A 14,765-nucleotide genomic window follows, 5' to 3' on the forward strand; every position below is an offset into this window, starting at 1 on the left:
AGCCACTGACATGAGCGCGCAGCCCGCGGGCGCGGCCACGGAGGCGCGGCTGGGTCTTCGCGGTGACCGCGGCCCGATCCTCGCCGCGCTGATGCTCTCGACGGCGCTGGTCGCCCTCGACGTCACGATCCTGGCCACGGCGTCGACCACCGTCGCGCGCGAGCTGGGCGCGTTCGAGCAGGTCCCGTGGCTGTTCTCCGCGTACACACTGGCGCAGGCGGTCACCGTGCCGCTGTACGGGCGGCTGGCCGACGTGTTCGGGCGCAAGCGCGTGATGATGGTCGGGATCGGTTTCTTCCTGGTCGGCTCGGTGCTGTGCGCCGTCGCCTGGAGCATGCCCGCCCTCATCTGGTTCCGCGTGCTGCAGGGCCTGGGCGCGGGCGCGATCATGCCGATGTCCATGACCATCGCCGGCGACATCTACACGCTCGCCGAGCGCGCCAAGATCCAGGGCTACCTCGCGAGCGTCTGGGCCGCCTCGTCGGTGCTCGGGCCCACCCTGGGCGGCGTCTTCAGCCAGTTCGTGAGCTGGCGCTGGATCTTCTGGGTCAACGTGCCGATCGCCACCGTCGCGGCCGTCGTGCTCTGGCGCCGGTTCCACGAGAAGGAGCGCGAGGGCGAGCGTGAGCCCATCGACTACCTGGGCGCCACCCTGCTGACCGCCGGCAGCACCGCCCTGGTGCTGGGCCTGCTCGAGGGCGGGCACGCATGGGCCTGGGCCTCGCTCGAGTCGGTGGGGATGTTCGTCGCCTCGGCGGTGCTGCTCGCTGGGTTCGCCGTGGTCTCCCACCGGAGCGCGCACCCGATCTTCGACCTGGCGCTGCTGCGCCGCCGGGTGGTCAGCGCGTCGACGGCGGCCGGTCTCACCATCGGCGTCATCACGCTGGGACTGTCCACGTACGTGCCGATCTACGCGCAGGGCGTGCTCGGCGTCGGACCGCTGGTGGCCGGTTTCGCGCTGGCCGCGCTCCTGGTCGGATGGCCGCTGGCCGCCACCCTGTCGGGCCGGATCTATCTGTCCATCGGGTTCCGCTGGACCGCCGTCATCGGCTCGGCGATCGTGCTGATCGGTTCCCTGCTGACGCTCGGCCTCGGCACGGGTTCGGAGGTGTGGCACATCTCCGCGGCGGTGTTCGTGATCGGGCTGGGCATGGGCCTCGTCGCCGTTCCCACGCTGCTGGCCGCGCAGCACAGCGTCGGCTGGAACGAGCGCGGCGCGGTGACGGCCACCAACATGTTCGCCCGGTCGATCGGCCAGGCCGTCGGCGTGGCCGCGCTCGGCGCCGTGGTGAACGCCGTGACCACCGTCGGTCCGGACGGCACGCCGGAGGGACCCGGCCTGGCGCACGCGATGCACCTGGTCTTCTGGTGCGTCGTCGCCTGCGCGGCGGTGATGGCCGTGACCGTGCTCCTGCTCCCCCGCGACAACCCGAGGGACGCCCAGCCCACACCGTGACCGGCAAGAGCTCGGGTGGTCGGTAGAAGGTCAGGTGGTCGGTAGTCCGGAATACCGACCACCTGACCTACTGCCGACCATCGCGCCGCCTCGTAGCTGGCGCGCGGCAGCTACCGTGCGGCAGCTACGCGTTCGCGCTCTCGCGGAGGGTGCGGCGTTCGGCCTCGATCGCCAGCAGCTCGGCGAACGCCGCCTGGTAGGTCTCCGTGTCGGCCGGGTCCAGCCGCTGCAGCCGGCTCCGCGCGTCGGCGACACGCCGCGTGAGACCGAGGTCGACGACGCGGCGCACCACACCCTCGACGAACGCCGCGATGGCCGCCTCCCGGTCCTCCGGAAGGGACGCCACCGAGAGCTGCGTGACGACGCCCGCCACGGTCTCGGGAGCCTGCTCCAGCACGGCCGCCACCCACTGGGCCGCCGACACGTCGCGTCCCGCCGCCGCTCCCCCGGCCGCCCGGATCGCGGAGTGCACGGCCCGCCAGGCAGGCACCGCGAACGCGTCCTCGCCCAGGGTGTCGAACACCTCCGGCACGTGCTGCGGGTACTGCAGCACGGCCACGAGCGCGAGCCGCTCGTCACGGGCAACGGGGTCGCGGGGGTCGGGGGCCGGCAGCTGCGGCACGCCGCCCGTCGCCGGACGCTCGGCGGAGCCGCCCGGCCCGCTGTCGCCCCCCGGAGCCGTCGGCGGCGCCTCGCGCAGCGACGGCGTGCTCGCCGCGCGCTGGATCTCCCGGGCGACCGCGCGCTCGTCCGTACCGATCCAGCCCGCCAGCAGGCGCGCGTACTCGGGCCGCAGCGCCGTGTCACGGATCCCGGCGATGATCGGTGCGGCGGCCCGCAGGGCACCGACCCGGCCCTCTGCCGTGTTCAGGTCGAACTCGTCCAGCTTGCTGCGCACCACGAACTGGAACAGCGGCACCCGGCCGTCCACCAGCGCCCGCACGGCCTCCGGGCCGCCCACCATGCGCAGGTCGCACGGGTCCATACCGCTGGGCTCGACGGCCACGAACGTCTGCGCGAAGAACCGCTGGTCCTCGCCGTAGGCGCGCACCGCCGCCTTCTGACCGGCCGCATCGCCGTCGAAGGTGAAGATGATCTCGCCGCCCAGCGACGTGCCGGACTTGAGCTGCAGGCCGCCGCCCGCCGTCGTGTCGCCGAGCAGGCGGCGCACCACCTTGGCGTGGTCGGCACCGAACGCGGTACCGCAGGTCGCCACCGCCGTCGTCACACCGGAGAGGTGCGCGGCCATGACGTCCGTGTAGCCCTCGACCACCACCACGCGCTTGCCCTTGGCGATCTCCCGCTTGGCGAGGTCGATCCCGTACAGCACGTGGGACTTCTTGTAGAGGCTGGTCTCGGGGGTGTTGAGGTACTTCGGCCCCTGGTCGTCCTCGAACAGGCGGCGCGCGCCGAAGCCGATCACCGCACCGGTCACGTCCCGGATGGGCCACATGACCCGGCCGCGGAACCGGTCGTAGATGCCGCGCTGCCCCTGCGACATCAGCCCGCTGGCGACCAGCTCGGGCTGCGTGAAACCCCGGCCCTGCAGGTGCCGCTGGAGCGCGTCCCAGCCCTTGGGCGCGAACCCGACGCCGAAGTGCTCGGCGTCCGACCGGTCGAAGCTGCGCTCGGCGAGGAACGCCCGCGCGGCCGCGGCGTCCGGCCCCATGAGCTGCTCGGCGTAGAACTCCGCGGCCACCCGGTTGGCCTCCAGCAGGCGCTGCCGCTTGCCCGGCTCCTCGCGCGGACGGGCGGAGCCGCCCTCCTCGTACCGCAGCTGCACGCCGGTCTTGCCCGCGAGGTACTCGATGGCCTCGGTGAAGCTCAGCCCGTCCATCTTCATGACGAACTCGATGACGTCGCCGCCCTCACCACAGCCGAAGCAGTGGTAGCGGCCGACGCTCGGACGCACGTTGAAGCTGGGGCTGCGCTCGTCGTGGAAGGGGCACAGACCCACCAGCGCGCCCACCCCGGCGGGCTTGAGGGTCACGTGCGCCGAGACGATCTCGTCGATCCGCGCGCGTTCGCGGACCTGGTCCACATCCTCGCGTCTGATCAGCCCGGCCACGCCTCGAAGTCTATGCTCGCGCGCCGGGCCACGACGCCGCCGTCCACACGCTCGGGTCAGTCCGTGGCCCCGAGCGCCGCAGCACAGCGCCGGGCGTACTCGCCCGGTGCGACACCCACGGCGCGCACGAAGTCTCCCGTGAAGTGCGCCTGGTCGTAGTAGCCGACGGCGGCCGCGAGGCCCGCGAGCTCCAGCCCCGGATCGCGGCCCAGCATCTCGGCGGCGAGGTGCACCCGGTGCCGCTGCAGCACCCACTTGGGACTGACCCCCACCCAGTCCGCGAACAGGCGCTGCAGCGAGCGCGGCGTGGTGCCGAGCCGGGCGGCGAGCGTCGCGACGGTCGTGCCGGGCACGGCGTCGGCGATCACCGCGAACGCCTCGCGGAGGGCGGCGAGCGCGGCCGTGGCGCGGGGCGTCCGAGCCCGTTCGGCGGCGGCGTCGAGCAGCGGGGTGACGGTCCGGACGGCGTCGTCCGGTCGGCCTGCCATCGCCTGGTCACGCGCCTCGGCGCCGGTGCGTGCCGCCGTCGGGCCGAGGAAGTCCGCCGGCTCGACGGTGCCCCGCTCGCCCGGGTGGGTGAGTCCGAGCAGCGCCCGGTAACCACCCGGGCGCAGCTTGGTGCCGACCACGGCGCCGGACCCGGCGAGCGTGCGCTCGAAGAGGTCGGCGGGCATGGCGTAGCCGAGGATCCCGGTCTCCTCCGCGACGACGTGCCCCACGGGGTGCGGCATGACGGTCTGCGTGAACGCGGTGCCGGGCGGGAGGTCCCAGGTGATCACCCAGTGCCAATGGACCAGGTCGGCCAGGCCAGGGTCGGGTTCGACCCGCGCGAGCATGAAGCGGTCCCGCGCACGCGCGGGGTTCACGATGCCGAGCGTGGGCCCGGAGTCGAGCGCATGCGTGACCGCGCGCTGCGGGGCCGCGCGATCGCCGTCGAACACCTGTCGCATATTTCCAAGACTGGCACAACCGGGCCGCGGAAGCATCGGGCACATGAAGAACTCAGCCCTGCACCCCAACATCTCCGTGCGCGACGCCCGCGCGGCCATCGACTTCTACGAGGCGGCGCTCGGCGCCGAGACGCTCGACGTGATCACTGCCGGTGACGCCGTGATCCACTCGGACCTGATCCTGCGGTCGGCCGCCGGCGAGTCGACGTTCACCGTCGCCGCCGCGTTCCCGCCGGACTCCGTGGCGCCCGAGCCCGGCGAGCCGACGCACGCGAGCTTCACCGTCCCGGTCGAGGACACGGACGCCGCGTACGCCCGCGCGATCAGCGCCGGCGCGACCAGCCTCGCCGAGCCGGCCGACTGGTTCGAGGGCTTCCGGCAGGCGGCGGTCCGCTGCCCCTTCGGCCACCGCTGGTACTTCGTCACGGTGGCGGACTCGGTGACCCCGTCCGACATCCAGCACGCCAGCGACGCCTGGGTAGCGGACCGCGCCTGACCCTCCCGCCCTGTTGAGTGCTGGCTATCTGTGCGATCTCGCCCGCGGGACCCACAGATATCCAGCACTCAACGAGGGGCGAAGGAGGTTTGCCGGGGTGGCGCAGTTCGGTACGCTTTGCCCCGACCCGAGGAGGAAAGTCAGGAATCATGGGAATCCGATATCGCAAGAGGCTGTCGCTCGGCCCGCTCAAGTTCAACATCACCCAGAAGGGGTTGTCGTCCATGAGCTTCAAGATCGGTCCCTGGACCTGGAACTCGCGCACCAAGAAGCACTCGATCAACCTGCCCGGCGGCCTGAGCTGGTACAGCAACAACAAGTAGGGCTGCCCCGGCGGAGGCAGGTCCGAGCACCTGCCTCCGCACGCCTGACCGGCGGCCCGAGCTCGCTCGGCAGACGGCAACGAGGCCGGATTCCGGGGATGTCCGTCCCGCTGACTAGAGTGGCCGCGTGGAGCAAGCCCTCGGGAAGAGCATCCCGCCGTCGTACAGCGCGCAGGACGTCGAGCGCTGGGTGACCGAACCGCCCAAGTCGCAGGCCCGGACCCCGTTCGAACGTGACCGCGGGCGTGTGGTCCACTCCTCCGCGCTGCGGCGCCTCGGGGCCAAGACCCAGGTGCTCGGCGCGGGCCACGACGACTTCGTGCGCACGCGCCTGACCCACTCCCTCGAGGTGGCGCAGGTCGGCCGCGGCATGGGCCGGTCGCTGGGCTGCGACCCCGACGTGGTGGACACCGCCTGCCTCACCCACGATCTCGGGCACCCGCCGTTCGGCCACAACGGCGAGACGGCGCTGGCCGAGATCGCGCAGCCGATCGGCGGCTTCGAGGGCAACGCCCAGACCCTGCGCCTCCTGACCCGGCTCGAGCCCAAGGTGCTCGCCGACGACGGCACCCCCGCCGGCCTCAACCTGACCCGCGCCAGCCTCGACGCGAGCGTCAAGTACCCCTGGGCGTACGGCGCCGGGCCGGCCCGCCCCGACGGCACCGCCAGCCGCAAGTTCGGCGTCTACACCGACGACCTGCCGGTCTTCGAGTGGCTCCGCCAGGACGCGCCGGACGGCGTGAAGTGCCTCGAGGCCCAGGTCATGGACCTCGCCGACGACATCAGCTACTCGGTGCACGACGTCGAGGACGGCGTGGTCGCGGGCCGGATCGACCTCGACCTCATGGCGGACGCCGGGGAGCGGCAGCGGGTCGCCGAGTACGTGCGCGCCTGGTACGGCGAGTGGTACACCGAGGACGCCATCGACGCCGCCATCGGACGGCTGCAGGACTACCTGCGCGGCGAGGGCCACCTGGTGCGCGCCTACGACGGGTCGCGCCGCTCCCTGGCCTCGCTCAAGGACATGACCAGCCAGCTCATCGGCCGGTTCATCGGCGCGGCGATCGCGGCCACGCGGGCCGTGTACGGCGAGGGCCCGCTCACGCGGTACGCCGCCCGGCTCGTGGTCCCGGCCGAGACCGAGCACGAGATCCTCGCGCTCAAGGGCATCGCCGTCACCTACGTCATGGCGCCGCGCGGCCAGGAGCCCCGCTACCTGCGGGAGCGGGAGATCCTGGCCGAGCTGGTGCACGTGCTCGCCGACCGTGCCCCCGACGAGCTGGAGACGCCGTTCGCCGCGGACTGGCGGGCAGCGCCCGACGACGCCGCCCGCCTGCGCGTCGTGGTCGACCAGGTCGCGTCCCTGACGGACCTGTCGGCGCTGGCGCTGCACGGCCGACTGGTCAGCCCTTGACCGACCCCGCCGTCAGGCCGCCCACGATGTACTTCTGCAGGAACAGGAACAGCGCGAGCACCGGCAGCGCGGAGAGCACGGCGCCCGCGGTGAACAGGCCCCAGTTGGCCTCCTGCAGCGACGACACCCAGCCGTAGAGGCCGACGGCGATCGTCCAGTTCTCCTCCGACTGCAGCAGGACGCGCGCGATGATGAACTCGCCGAACGTCGCGATGAAGCTCAGCAGCCCCACCACCGCCAGGATGGGCGCGGTCAGGCGCAGCACGATGGTCCAGTAGATCTGCGCGTGCGAGGCGCCGTCGATCTTCGCGGCCTCGTCGATCTCGCGCGGCACGGTGTTGAAGAACCCGTACATGAGGAACGTGTTGACCCCGAGCGCGCCGCCCAGGTACACGCAGATCAGCGACAGCTTGGAGTCGAGCCCCAGCACCGGCACGACGTTGCCGAGCGAGATGCACAGCAGGAAGATCGCCACGAACGCGAGCATCTGCGGGAACATCTGGATGACGAGCAGCGCGGTGAGCCCCACCCGGCGTCCGCTGAACCGGAACCGCGAGAACGCGTAGGCCGCCGCGGCCCCCATGAGCACCGTCCCCACGCCGGTCGCGACCGCCACCACGAGGGTGTTGCCCATCCAGGTCCAGAACTTCGTATCGCCGAGGGCCACGTAGTTGGCGCCGGAGACCGAGGCGAAGAGCTCGTTGGAGCCGGTGAGCGTGCCGGCGTCGGCCAGGGAGGCCGACACGACGTACACCAGCGGGAAGCCCGCGTAGACGACCGCGAGCACGCCGACCAGGTGCCGCCAGCCGAGGTCGGAGAACCACCGGGCGGGGGTCACGCGGCGAGGAAGGGCGGTCCGGCGGGGCGGAGCCGCCGGACGGGCCGGGGGAATCGTCGTGCTCATCAGGCGATCTCCTCGAGGGAGCGGGTACGTCGGAACGCCACGGCGGAGATGGTGGCGACCACCAGGAAGATGACGATCGACAGGGCGCTGGCCAGGCCGTAGTCCTTGGCCGCGGTCCCGTCGAGCCCGGAGACCGAGTAGACCATCGAGATCAGGATGTCGGTGTGCCCGAGCGGCACCGAGGCGTCGTCGAACCGGGGTCCTCCGCCGGTGAGCATGTAGATCAGCGTGAAGTTGTTGAAGTTGAAGGCGAAGCTGGAGATCAGCAGCGGCGCCGTCGCGACCAGCAGCAGCGGCAGCGTGATGGAGCGCCAGGTACGCCACCGGCCGGCGCCGTCGATCTTCGCGGCCTCCAGCACGTCGCCCGGGAGCGACTGCAGGGCGCCCGTGCAGATCAGGAACATGTAGGGGAAGCCGAGCCAGAGGTTCACACCGAGCACGGCCAGCTTGGCCAGCAGCGGGTCGGTGAGCCACGGGATCTCCGCGCCGCCGAACAGCACCTGGTTCACGAACCCGTACGACCGGTTGAGCAGGCCCGACCACAGCAGGGCCGCGAGGAACCCCGGGATCGCGTACGGCAGGATCACCAGCGTGCGGTAGATCCGCCGGCCGCGCAGGCGCGCGTCGTTGAACGCGATGGCCAGGAACAGGCCGAGCAGGAACGTGGACGCCACCGAGATCACCGCGAAGGCGAACGTCCAGAGCAGGATCTTGCCGAACGGCCCCGCGTACCGGTCGTCGCCGAAGGCGGTCACGAAGTTGTCCAGCCCCACCAGCACACGCCAGCCGACGGGCAGGGTGCTGCCGTCCGCGGCCTCGAACTGGCCGTCGTCGTTCGGCGTGTAGGTCGCCCCGGTCGTGGTGTCCGTCATGGTGTCGGACGCCGCGTCGTACGTCAGCGTGGACGTGAAGACGTAGCCGGTGCGGGCGTCCTGGGTGCGGATCGAGCCGTCGTTCGGGTCCTCGGAGACAGCCACCCGCAGGTCGGTGACCTCCTGCTGCCGCTCCAGGACCGCCGCGTACTCCAGCACCTCGTACCCGGGCAGTGCGGTGACCCGGTCGGCCTCCACGGTGGCACCGTCCACCACCGCGAGCGGTTCGTCGGCGGTGCCCGCCTCGACCACACCCTCGGGCGAGACGATGGCGAAGCCGAGCGTGTCGCCCTGGGCGACCACGGTCAGGGGCGACGACGGCGAGTTCTCCACCCGACGCTCGTTCTGCACCAGGAGGGCCTCGATCGCCTGCTCCTTGGTGGAGTTGTGCCCGTCGCCGTAGTTGGTGAACGCGACGTAGCCCGTGTAGGCCACCACGTACACCTGGTAGACGAGCAGGAACGCGAGGCCCGGCAGGATGTACTTCAGCGGCAGCGCGCGCTTGGAGAAGTAGGCCCAGTTCGCCACGAGCAGCAGCGCCACCATGGCGGCCAGGAGGCCCCACGACTCGGCGCTCCACGCGGCCAGGACGGCGTAGACGCCAAGGGCGTCGACCAGCGCGATCAGGGCGAGCTTGACGAGAAACCCGGGGCTCCAGCCGGTCCGGCCGGAGCCCCGGGTCGCAGGCAACGACATCAGCCGATCTCGCCCTGGATGTCGGCGACCATCTTGTCCCAACCCTTGGCCGGGTCGGTCTTGCCGGAGATGATCGCGGCCTCGGTGACGCCCCAGTACGCCCACACGGCGCCCATCTCGGGCAGTGACGGCATCGGGACGGCCTCGGCGCCCACCTCACGGAAACCGGCGGTGATCGGGTCCTCCGACGCGGTGTCGGCGGCCTCGATCAGGGCCGGCGGGCGGTCGCCCGCCTCGTAGAGCGCGAGCTGCGCCTCCGGGGTCGCCATGTGGTTCACCAGGAAGTCGTTGGCGAGCAGCGCGTTCTCGCTCTGTGCGCTCACGTAGAAGCCGGCCACGCCCACGAACGGCTGGGCGGGCTCGCCGCCGGCGCTCGGGATCGGGTCGATCGCAAGGTCGAGGTCGGCGAACTGCTCGAGCATCCAGGGGCCGCCGACGATGTACGGCGACTCGCCCTTGGCGAAGGCCGCCACCGCGATGTCGTAGGTGACGTCGGTGCTCAGCACTCCGGCCTCGCCCTGCTCGGCCAGCCACTCCGCGAACTTCGTGCCGCCCTCGCCGCCGAGCGCGAGCTCCGGGGCGTAGGTGCCGTCCTCGTTCTGCTCGAACACCGGGGCGCCGAAGGACGTCTGCAGCGGGTAGTAGGTGTAGGGGTCGCCCTCGGTCGAGGTCTGGATCAGCAGCGGGTACTTCGTCCCGGCGTCCGTGCCGGCGGCCACGGCGTCGTCCCACGTGGCGGGGGCCTCGGGGGCGAGCTCGGTGTTGCGGATGAGCGCGATGTTCTCGACCGCGTAGGGCAGGCCGTAGACCTGGTCGTCCTGCGTGAACGCCGTGACGGACACCGGCTCGAACGCGGCGGCGGTGTCACCCAGCTCGATCGGTGCCACCACGCCGTTGGACGTGAGCTCGCCCAGCCAGTCGTGCGCGCCGACGGTGATGTCCGGACCCTTGCCCGTGGGCACCTGGGCCAGGAAGTCGGGGCGGATGTCCTCGAAGTTCTTCAGGACCACCTCCACCTCAGCGCCCGTCGACTCCTCGAAGCCGGCAGCCGCCTCCTCCACGGCGGCCTGGCGGGTCTCGTCCACCCAGACGGTCAGGGTGGCGCCCGTCCCGTCCGGCGCAGCCGTGGTCTCCTCGCCGGCTGGTTGGTCAGCGCCGCCCGCGCAGGCGGCCAGCGCCAGCGTCGCGGTCAGCGCGGCGGCGGTCAGGATGCTCCGTCGCATCGTCACTCCCGGTGTTCGCGGCCCGACGTCGGGCCTGGTTCGATGCCACGAACCGTAAGGCCGCGCCCGGCAATCTTGCAAGCCATTGCGATAAAGTTTCAACAACGCTTGCAACGCGGTTCCCCGCACCTGCGGCGATCACTCACGACGAAGGAGTCGCATGTCACTTAGGCTGCCAGGCGTGCGCACCAGACTGACCGACCTCGCTGAACAGGCAGGGGTCTCCACCGCGACCGTGTCGCGCGTGCTCAACGGCAAGCCCGGCGTCGCCGGCGAGACGCGTCAGGCGGTGCTCGCCGCCCTCGACGTGCTCGGCTACGAACGCCCGTCCGCGCTCCGGGCACGGCCCGCCGGGCTCATCGGTCTCGTGGTCCCCGAGCTGTCGAACCCGGTGTTCCCCGCCTTCGCGCAGGCCATCGAGTCGCAGCTCGCCTCACGCGGTTACACGCCGTTGCTGTGCACCCAGTCGCCGGGCGGCACCACGGAGGACGAGTACGTCGAGACCCTCATCGACCACGCGGTCGACGGCATCGTCTTCGTGTCCGGCAAGCACGCCGACACCCGCGCGTCGACCGAGCGCTACCAGCGGCTGCGCGGGCGCGGCCTGCCGATCGTGCTGATCAACGGCTACGCCGCGGGCATCGACGCGCCGTTCGTCTCCCCCGACGACGCCGCCAGCGTCGAGCTGTCGGTCCGGCACCTGGTGACCCTGGGCCACCGCCGCATCGGCATGGCGATCGGCCCCGACCGGTTCGTGCCGGCCAAGCGCAAGATCGAGGCGTTCGCCGCCCAGCTCGTGCGGCACGGCCTCGCGGCCACCGAGCAGGAGGCGCGGGAGCACGTGGCTCTCACCCTCTACACGCTGGAGGGCGGCCAGGCAGCGGCGGGCGACCTGTTCGACGCCGGCCACACCGCCGTCGTCTGCGGATCCGACCTGATGGCGCTCGGCGCCATCCGTGCCGCCCACTCGCGTGGCCTGTCCGTGCCGGACGACGTGAGCGTGGTCGGCTACGACGACTCGCCGCTGGTCGCCTTCACCGACCCGCCGCTGACGACGGTGCGCCAGCCCGTCGCCGACATGGCGCATGCCGCCGTCAGCGCCCTGCTCACCGAGATCCACGGCGAGCGCGCACCCCGCTCGGAGCTGCTGTTCACCCCCGAGCTGGTGGTGCGGGGCTCGACCGGTGCCGCACCCGCGTCTCGCGTCTGACGGGTCACATCCGGCACAGGGGGCGGGACAACTCCCGTACGCTTGCAGCAAGCGTTACATCCGACATACCCCCGACCACGAGGACGCGACACGTGACACGTACTGCCCCGCTCACCACCGACGACCTCAGCGCCGGAGCACCCGTCCACACCCCCGCGGCCAGCGGCGAGTGGTGGCGCGACGCGGTGATCTACCAGGTCTACCCGCGCTCGTTCGCGGACGGTAACGGCGACGGGATCGGCGACCTGCCGGGCGTCACCGCCAAGCTGGACCACCTGCGGCAGCTGGGGGTCGACGCCGTCTGGCTGAGCCCGTTCTACCGCTCCCCCCAGAAGGACGCGGGCTACGACGTCGCCGACTACCGCGACATCGACCCGCTCTTCGGCACCCTCGAGGACTTCGACGAGATGCTCGCCGGCGCGCACGAGCGCGGCCTGAAGATCATCGTCGACCTGGTGCCGAACCACTCCTCCGACCAGCACGTCTGGTTCCAGGAGGCGCTGGCCGCGGCCCCCGGCTCGGACGCCCGCGAGCGCTACATGTTCCGCGAGGGTCGCGGCCCGGCCGGCGACGAGCCGCCGAACAACTGGCAGTCGATCTTCGGCGGCCCGGCCTGGACGCGGCTGGCGCCGCGTGCGGACGACGGCCCCCTGGGACCCCAGTGGTACCTGCACCTGTTCGATTCCTCGCAGCCCGACCTGAACTGGGAGAACCCCGAGGTCCGCGCGGAGTTCGAGGACGTGCTGCGGTTCTGGCTGGACCGGGGCGTCGACGGCTTCCGCGTCGACGTCGCGCACGGCATGGTCAAGGCCCCCGGCCTGCCCGACTGGGACGGCCACGTGTCCATGGTCGAGGGCACCGTCGAGGACGGCCACGAACAGGTCTCCGACCCGAGCGACCCCGAGGACGGCTCGACGGGCGCCGGCCACGCCGGGCCGATGTTCGACCAGGACGGCGTGCACGAGATCTACCGCTCCTGGCACCGCGTCCTGGCCGAGTACCCGGGTGACCGCTGCCTGGTCGCCGAGGCCTGGGTGGAGCCGCTGAGCCGCCTGGCCCGCTACGTGCGGCCCGACGAGATGCACCAGGCGTTCAACTTCTCGTTCCTCACCGCTCCGTGGGACGCGGCGAAGCTGCGCACGGTCGTCGACGTGTCGCTGGACACCATGGACGCCGTCAGCGCCCCGACGACCTGGGTGCTGTCGAACCACGACGTCGTGCGGCATGCCTCACGCTTCGGCCTCGCCGAGATCGGCGGCCGTCAGCTCAACGGCATCGCCGCGACGGACCCGCAGCCCGACGCCGAGCTCGGCCTGCGCCGCGCCCGGGCCGCGACGCTGCTCATGCTGGCCCTGCCGGGCTCGGCGTACCTGTACCAGGGCGAGGAGCTCGGCCTGCCGGACCACACGGCGCTGCCCGCCGAGGTCCGCCAGGACCCGTCCTTCTTCCGGACCGACGGCGCCGAGCCCGGCCGGGACGGCTGCCGCGTGCCGCTGCCCTGGGTCGGCGGGGCGCCGGGCAACGGGTTCGGCCCCACCGGCAAGACGTGGCTGCCGCAGCCCGGCGTCTACGCCGACCTCGCCGCCGACCGGCAGTACGGCGTCAAGGGTTCGACCTACGAGATGTACCGGACGGCGCTCGAGCTGCGCCGGAGCGAGCAGCTCGGTGCGGGCGCCCTCGCCTGGGTCGACGCGCTGTCGGACTCCCCCGACGTCGTCGCCTTCCGGGTGGCCGGTGTCGTCGTGGTCAGCAACCTCGGCGCGGCGCCGCTCACGCTGCCCGCCGAGGCGGAGGTGCTGGTGGCCTCGGGTGACCTCGACACGTCGTCGGGCGCCGTCGCCCTCCCGTCGGACATGACGGTCTGGCTCCACGCCTGACGAGCCGTCAGGTAGCTGGGTCGCGGATGATCGGGCACGTCATGCAGTGTCCGCCACCGCGTCCGCGGCCCAGCTCCGCGCCGTTGATCTCGATCACCTCGATGCCCGCCTTGCGCAGCAGGTCGTTCGTCGTGGTGTTCCGGTCGTAGGTGAACACGACGCCCGGCTCCACCGCGACGGCGTTGTTGCCGCTGTCCCACTGCTGCCGCTCCGACTCGTAGACGTCGCCGCCGGTCTCGATGACGTGCAGCGAACCGAGCCCCGTCTCGCGCGCCACGACCTCCAGGAACGTCGTGCTGCCCTCGTCGGTGACCGACAGGCCGCCGCCACCGCCCGGTCGCAGCACGAACGGGTGGATGGCTCCCACGATGCGCGGGTAGACGGTGACCGTGTCGACGTCGGCGAACGTCATGACCGTGTCGAGGTGCATGGCCGCGCGCAGCTTGGGCATGCCCGCGACGATCACCTGCTCGGCGGCGCCCCGCTCGAACAGCGCCGTCGCGACCTGCGTGATCGCCTGGCGCGACGTCCGTTCGCTCATGCCGACGAGCACCGTGCCGTTGCCCACGGGCATGACGTCGCCGCCCTCGAGCGTCGCCCGCTGGTGGTCGGTCTCCGGATCACCCCACCAGACGGTGGACCCCACGAAGTCCGGGTGGAACTCGTAGACGGCCTTCATCAGCAGCGTCTCGTCGTGCCTGGCCGGCCAGTACAGGGGGTTGAGCGTCACCCCGCCGTAGAGCCAGCAGGTCGTGTCGCGCGTGAACAGCGTGTTGGGCACCGGGGCCATGAGGTACTCGCGGGAGTCCGCCGTGTACTCCGCCAAGGACCGGTACGCCTCCGGCAGGTCCGGGACGTCGTGCGTCGCGAGCCCGCCGATCAGGTACTCGGCGAGCTGCTCGGGGACCAGGCCCTCGAGGAACTCGCGGGTCGCGTCGATGAGCCCGGTCCCGACGATGCCCGGGACGATCTTCCGGTCCAGCAGCCAGTCCCGCGCCCCGGGCACCCGCACCGTCTCCGCGAGGACGTCGTGCAGCTCGACGACCTCGACGCCCCGGGACCGCAGGTCCGCGACGAACCCGGCATGGTGCTCGATGGCCCGGTCCACCCAGAGCACGTCGTCGAAGAGCAGGTCGTCCGAGGTGGTGGGCGTGAGCCGCCGGTGGGCGAGCCCTGGCCGGCAGACGAGCACCTTGCGGAGGCGGCCCACCTCGGAGTGCACCCCGTAGGCCGCCGAGGGGAGTGACATGTCGCTGCTCTGGATGGTCATGGGTGT

Annotated in this window: 12 protein-coding genes; 6 read left to right on the forward strand and 6 right to left on the reverse strand. The window is 71.9% G+C overall.

The genetic code is table 11. The annotated features are described in order from the left end of the window. Positions 1-10 precede the first annotated feature (10 nt). Positions 11-1,456 carry an MDR family MFS transporter gene (locus tag LUU90_RS07775; protein ID WP_275002796.1) on the forward strand — a complete coding sequence of 482 codons (1,446 nt, stop codon included), beginning with the start codon at positions 11-13 and terminating at the stop codon, positions 1,454-1,456. Between the two features lie 124 nt (positions 1,457-1,580). On the opposite strand, the gene dnaG is transcribed toward LUU90_RS07775, so the two are convergent. Next, a complete protein-coding gene (gene dnaG / locus LUU90_RS07780) occupies positions 1,581-3,524 on the reverse strand; it encodes a DNA primase (protein WP_275002797.1) in 1,944 nt (647 codons plus the stop codon). 56 nt (positions 3,525-3,580) lie between these two features. After that, positions 3,581-4,474 (reverse strand): AraC family transcriptional regulator, encoded by an 894-nt coding sequence (locus tag LUU90_RS07785; protein ID WP_275002799.1) that lies wholly within the window; start codon positions 4,472-4,474, stop codon positions 3,581-3,583. Positions 4,475-4,517: 43 nt separating this feature from the next. Here LUU90_RS07785 and LUU90_RS07790 point away from each other — a divergent pair, with 43 nt between their 5' ends. The 3 genes from LUU90_RS07790 (at position 4,518) to LUU90_RS07800 (ending at position 6,707) form a co-directional block, all read left to right on the forward strand. Further along, positions 4,518-4,970 (forward strand): VOC family protein, encoded by a 453-nt coding sequence (locus LUU90_RS07790; RefSeq protein ID WP_275002800.1) that lies wholly within the window; start codon positions 4,518-4,520, stop codon positions 4,968-4,970. Positions 4,971-5,119: 149 nt separating this feature from the next. After that, positions 5,120-5,293, forward strand: a complete 174-nt coding sequence (locus LUU90_RS07795; protein WP_171104560.1) for a DUF4236 domain-containing protein — start codon at positions 5,120-5,122, stop codon at positions 5,291-5,293. Between the two features lie 127 nt (positions 5,294-5,420). Then, entirely contained in the window at positions 5,421-6,707 is a 1,287-nt protein-coding gene (locus LUU90_RS07800) for a deoxyguanosinetriphosphate triphosphohydrolase (RefSeq protein WP_275002801.1), read from the forward strand. Here the strand turns inward: LUU90_RS07800 and LUU90_RS07805 are convergent. The 3 genes from LUU90_RS07805 to LUU90_RS07815 are packed head-to-tail and all read right to left on the reverse strand — an operon-like array spanning position 6,697 to position 10,402. Next, complete coding sequence (locus tag LUU90_RS07805; RefSeq protein WP_275002802.1) at positions 6,697-7,611, reverse strand: sugar ABC transporter permease; 915 nt, start codon at positions 7,609-7,611, stop codon at positions 6,697-6,699. The genes LUU90_RS07800 and LUU90_RS07805 overlap by 11 nt on opposite strands. Continuing rightward, positions 7,611-9,179 (reverse strand): ABC transporter permease subunit, encoded by a 1,569-nt coding sequence (locus LUU90_RS07810; RefSeq protein WP_275002803.1) that lies wholly within the window; start codon positions 9,177-9,179, stop codon positions 7,611-7,613. Before LUU90_RS07810 ends, LUU90_RS07805 begins: the two co-directional genes overlap by 1 nt. Continuing rightward, positions 9,179-10,402, reverse strand: a complete 1,224-nt coding sequence (locus LUU90_RS07815) for a sugar ABC transporter substrate-binding protein (RefSeq protein WP_275002804.1) — start codon at positions 10,400-10,402, stop codon at positions 9,179-9,181. The genes LUU90_RS07810 and LUU90_RS07815 overlap by 1 nt, the downstream gene beginning before the upstream one ends. 160 nt (positions 10,403-10,562) lie before the next feature. Here LUU90_RS07815 and LUU90_RS07820 point away from each other — a divergent pair, with 160 nt between their 5' ends. Together LUU90_RS07820 and LUU90_RS07825 are read left to right on the forward strand one after the other, a co-directional pair. Continuing rightward, on the forward strand, positions 10,563-11,612 hold the full coding sequence (locus LUU90_RS07820; protein ID WP_275002805.1) for a LacI family DNA-binding transcriptional regulator: 1,050 nt from the start codon (positions 10,563-10,565) through the stop codon (positions 11,610-11,612). A gap of 92 nt (positions 11,613-11,704) precedes the next feature. Then, positions 11,705-13,489, forward strand: a complete 1,785-nt coding sequence (locus LUU90_RS07825) for a glycoside hydrolase family 13 protein (RefSeq protein WP_275002806.1) — start codon at positions 11,705-11,707, stop codon at positions 13,487-13,489. Positions 13,490-13,496: 7 nt separating this feature from the next. Here the strand turns inward: LUU90_RS07825 and LUU90_RS07830 are convergent, their stop codons facing one another. After that, positions 13,497-14,759, reverse strand: a complete 1,263-nt coding sequence (locus tag LUU90_RS07830; RefSeq protein ID WP_275002807.1) for an arginine deiminase — start codon at positions 14,757-14,759, stop codon at positions 13,497-13,499. Positions 14,760-14,765 lie beyond the last annotated feature (6 nt).

The organism is Promicromonospora iranensis, assembly GCF_028994775.1.
Classification (GTDB): domain Bacteria; phylum Actinomycetota; class Actinomycetes; order Actinomycetales; family Cellulomonadaceae; genus Promicromonospora; species Promicromonospora iranensis_A.

Bases quoted from the DNA above. Each gene is read 5' to 3' on its own strand.
- LUU90_RS07790 (WP_275002800.1), top strand. From the start codon at position 4,518: ATGAAGAACTCAGCCCTGCACCCCAACATCTCCGTGCGCGACGCCCGC.
- LUU90_RS07795 (WP_171104560.1), top strand. From the start codon at position 5,120: ATGGGAATCCGATATCGCAAGAGGCTGTCGCTCGGCCCGCTCAAGTTC.
- LUU90_RS07815 (WP_275002804.1), bottom strand. From the start codon at position 10,402: ATGCGACGGAGCATCCTGACCGCCGCCGCGCTGACCGCGACGCTGGCG.
- LUU90_RS07805 (WP_275002802.1), bottom strand. From the start codon at position 7,611: ATGAGCACGACGATTCCCCCGGCCCGTCCGGCGGCTCCGCCCCGCCGG.
- LUU90_RS07775 (WP_275002796.1), top strand. From the start codon at position 11: ATGAGCGCGCAGCCCGCGGGCGCGGCCACGGAGGCGCGGCTGGGTCTT.
- LUU90_RS07810 (WP_275002803.1), bottom strand. From the start codon at position 9,179: ATGTCGTTGCCTGCGACCCGGGGCTCCGGCCGGACCGGCTGGAGCCCC.
- LUU90_RS07830 (WP_275002807.1), bottom strand. From the start codon at position 14,759: ATGACCATCCAGAGCAGCGACATGTCACTCCCCTCGGCGGCCTACGGG.
- LUU90_RS07820 (WP_275002805.1), top strand. From the start codon at position 10,563: ATGTCACTTAGGCTGCCAGGCGTGCGCACCAGACTGACCGACCTCGCT.
- LUU90_RS07785 (WP_275002799.1), bottom strand. From the start codon at position 4,474: ATGCGACAGGTGTTCGACGGCGATCGCGCGGCCCCGCAGCGCGCGGTC.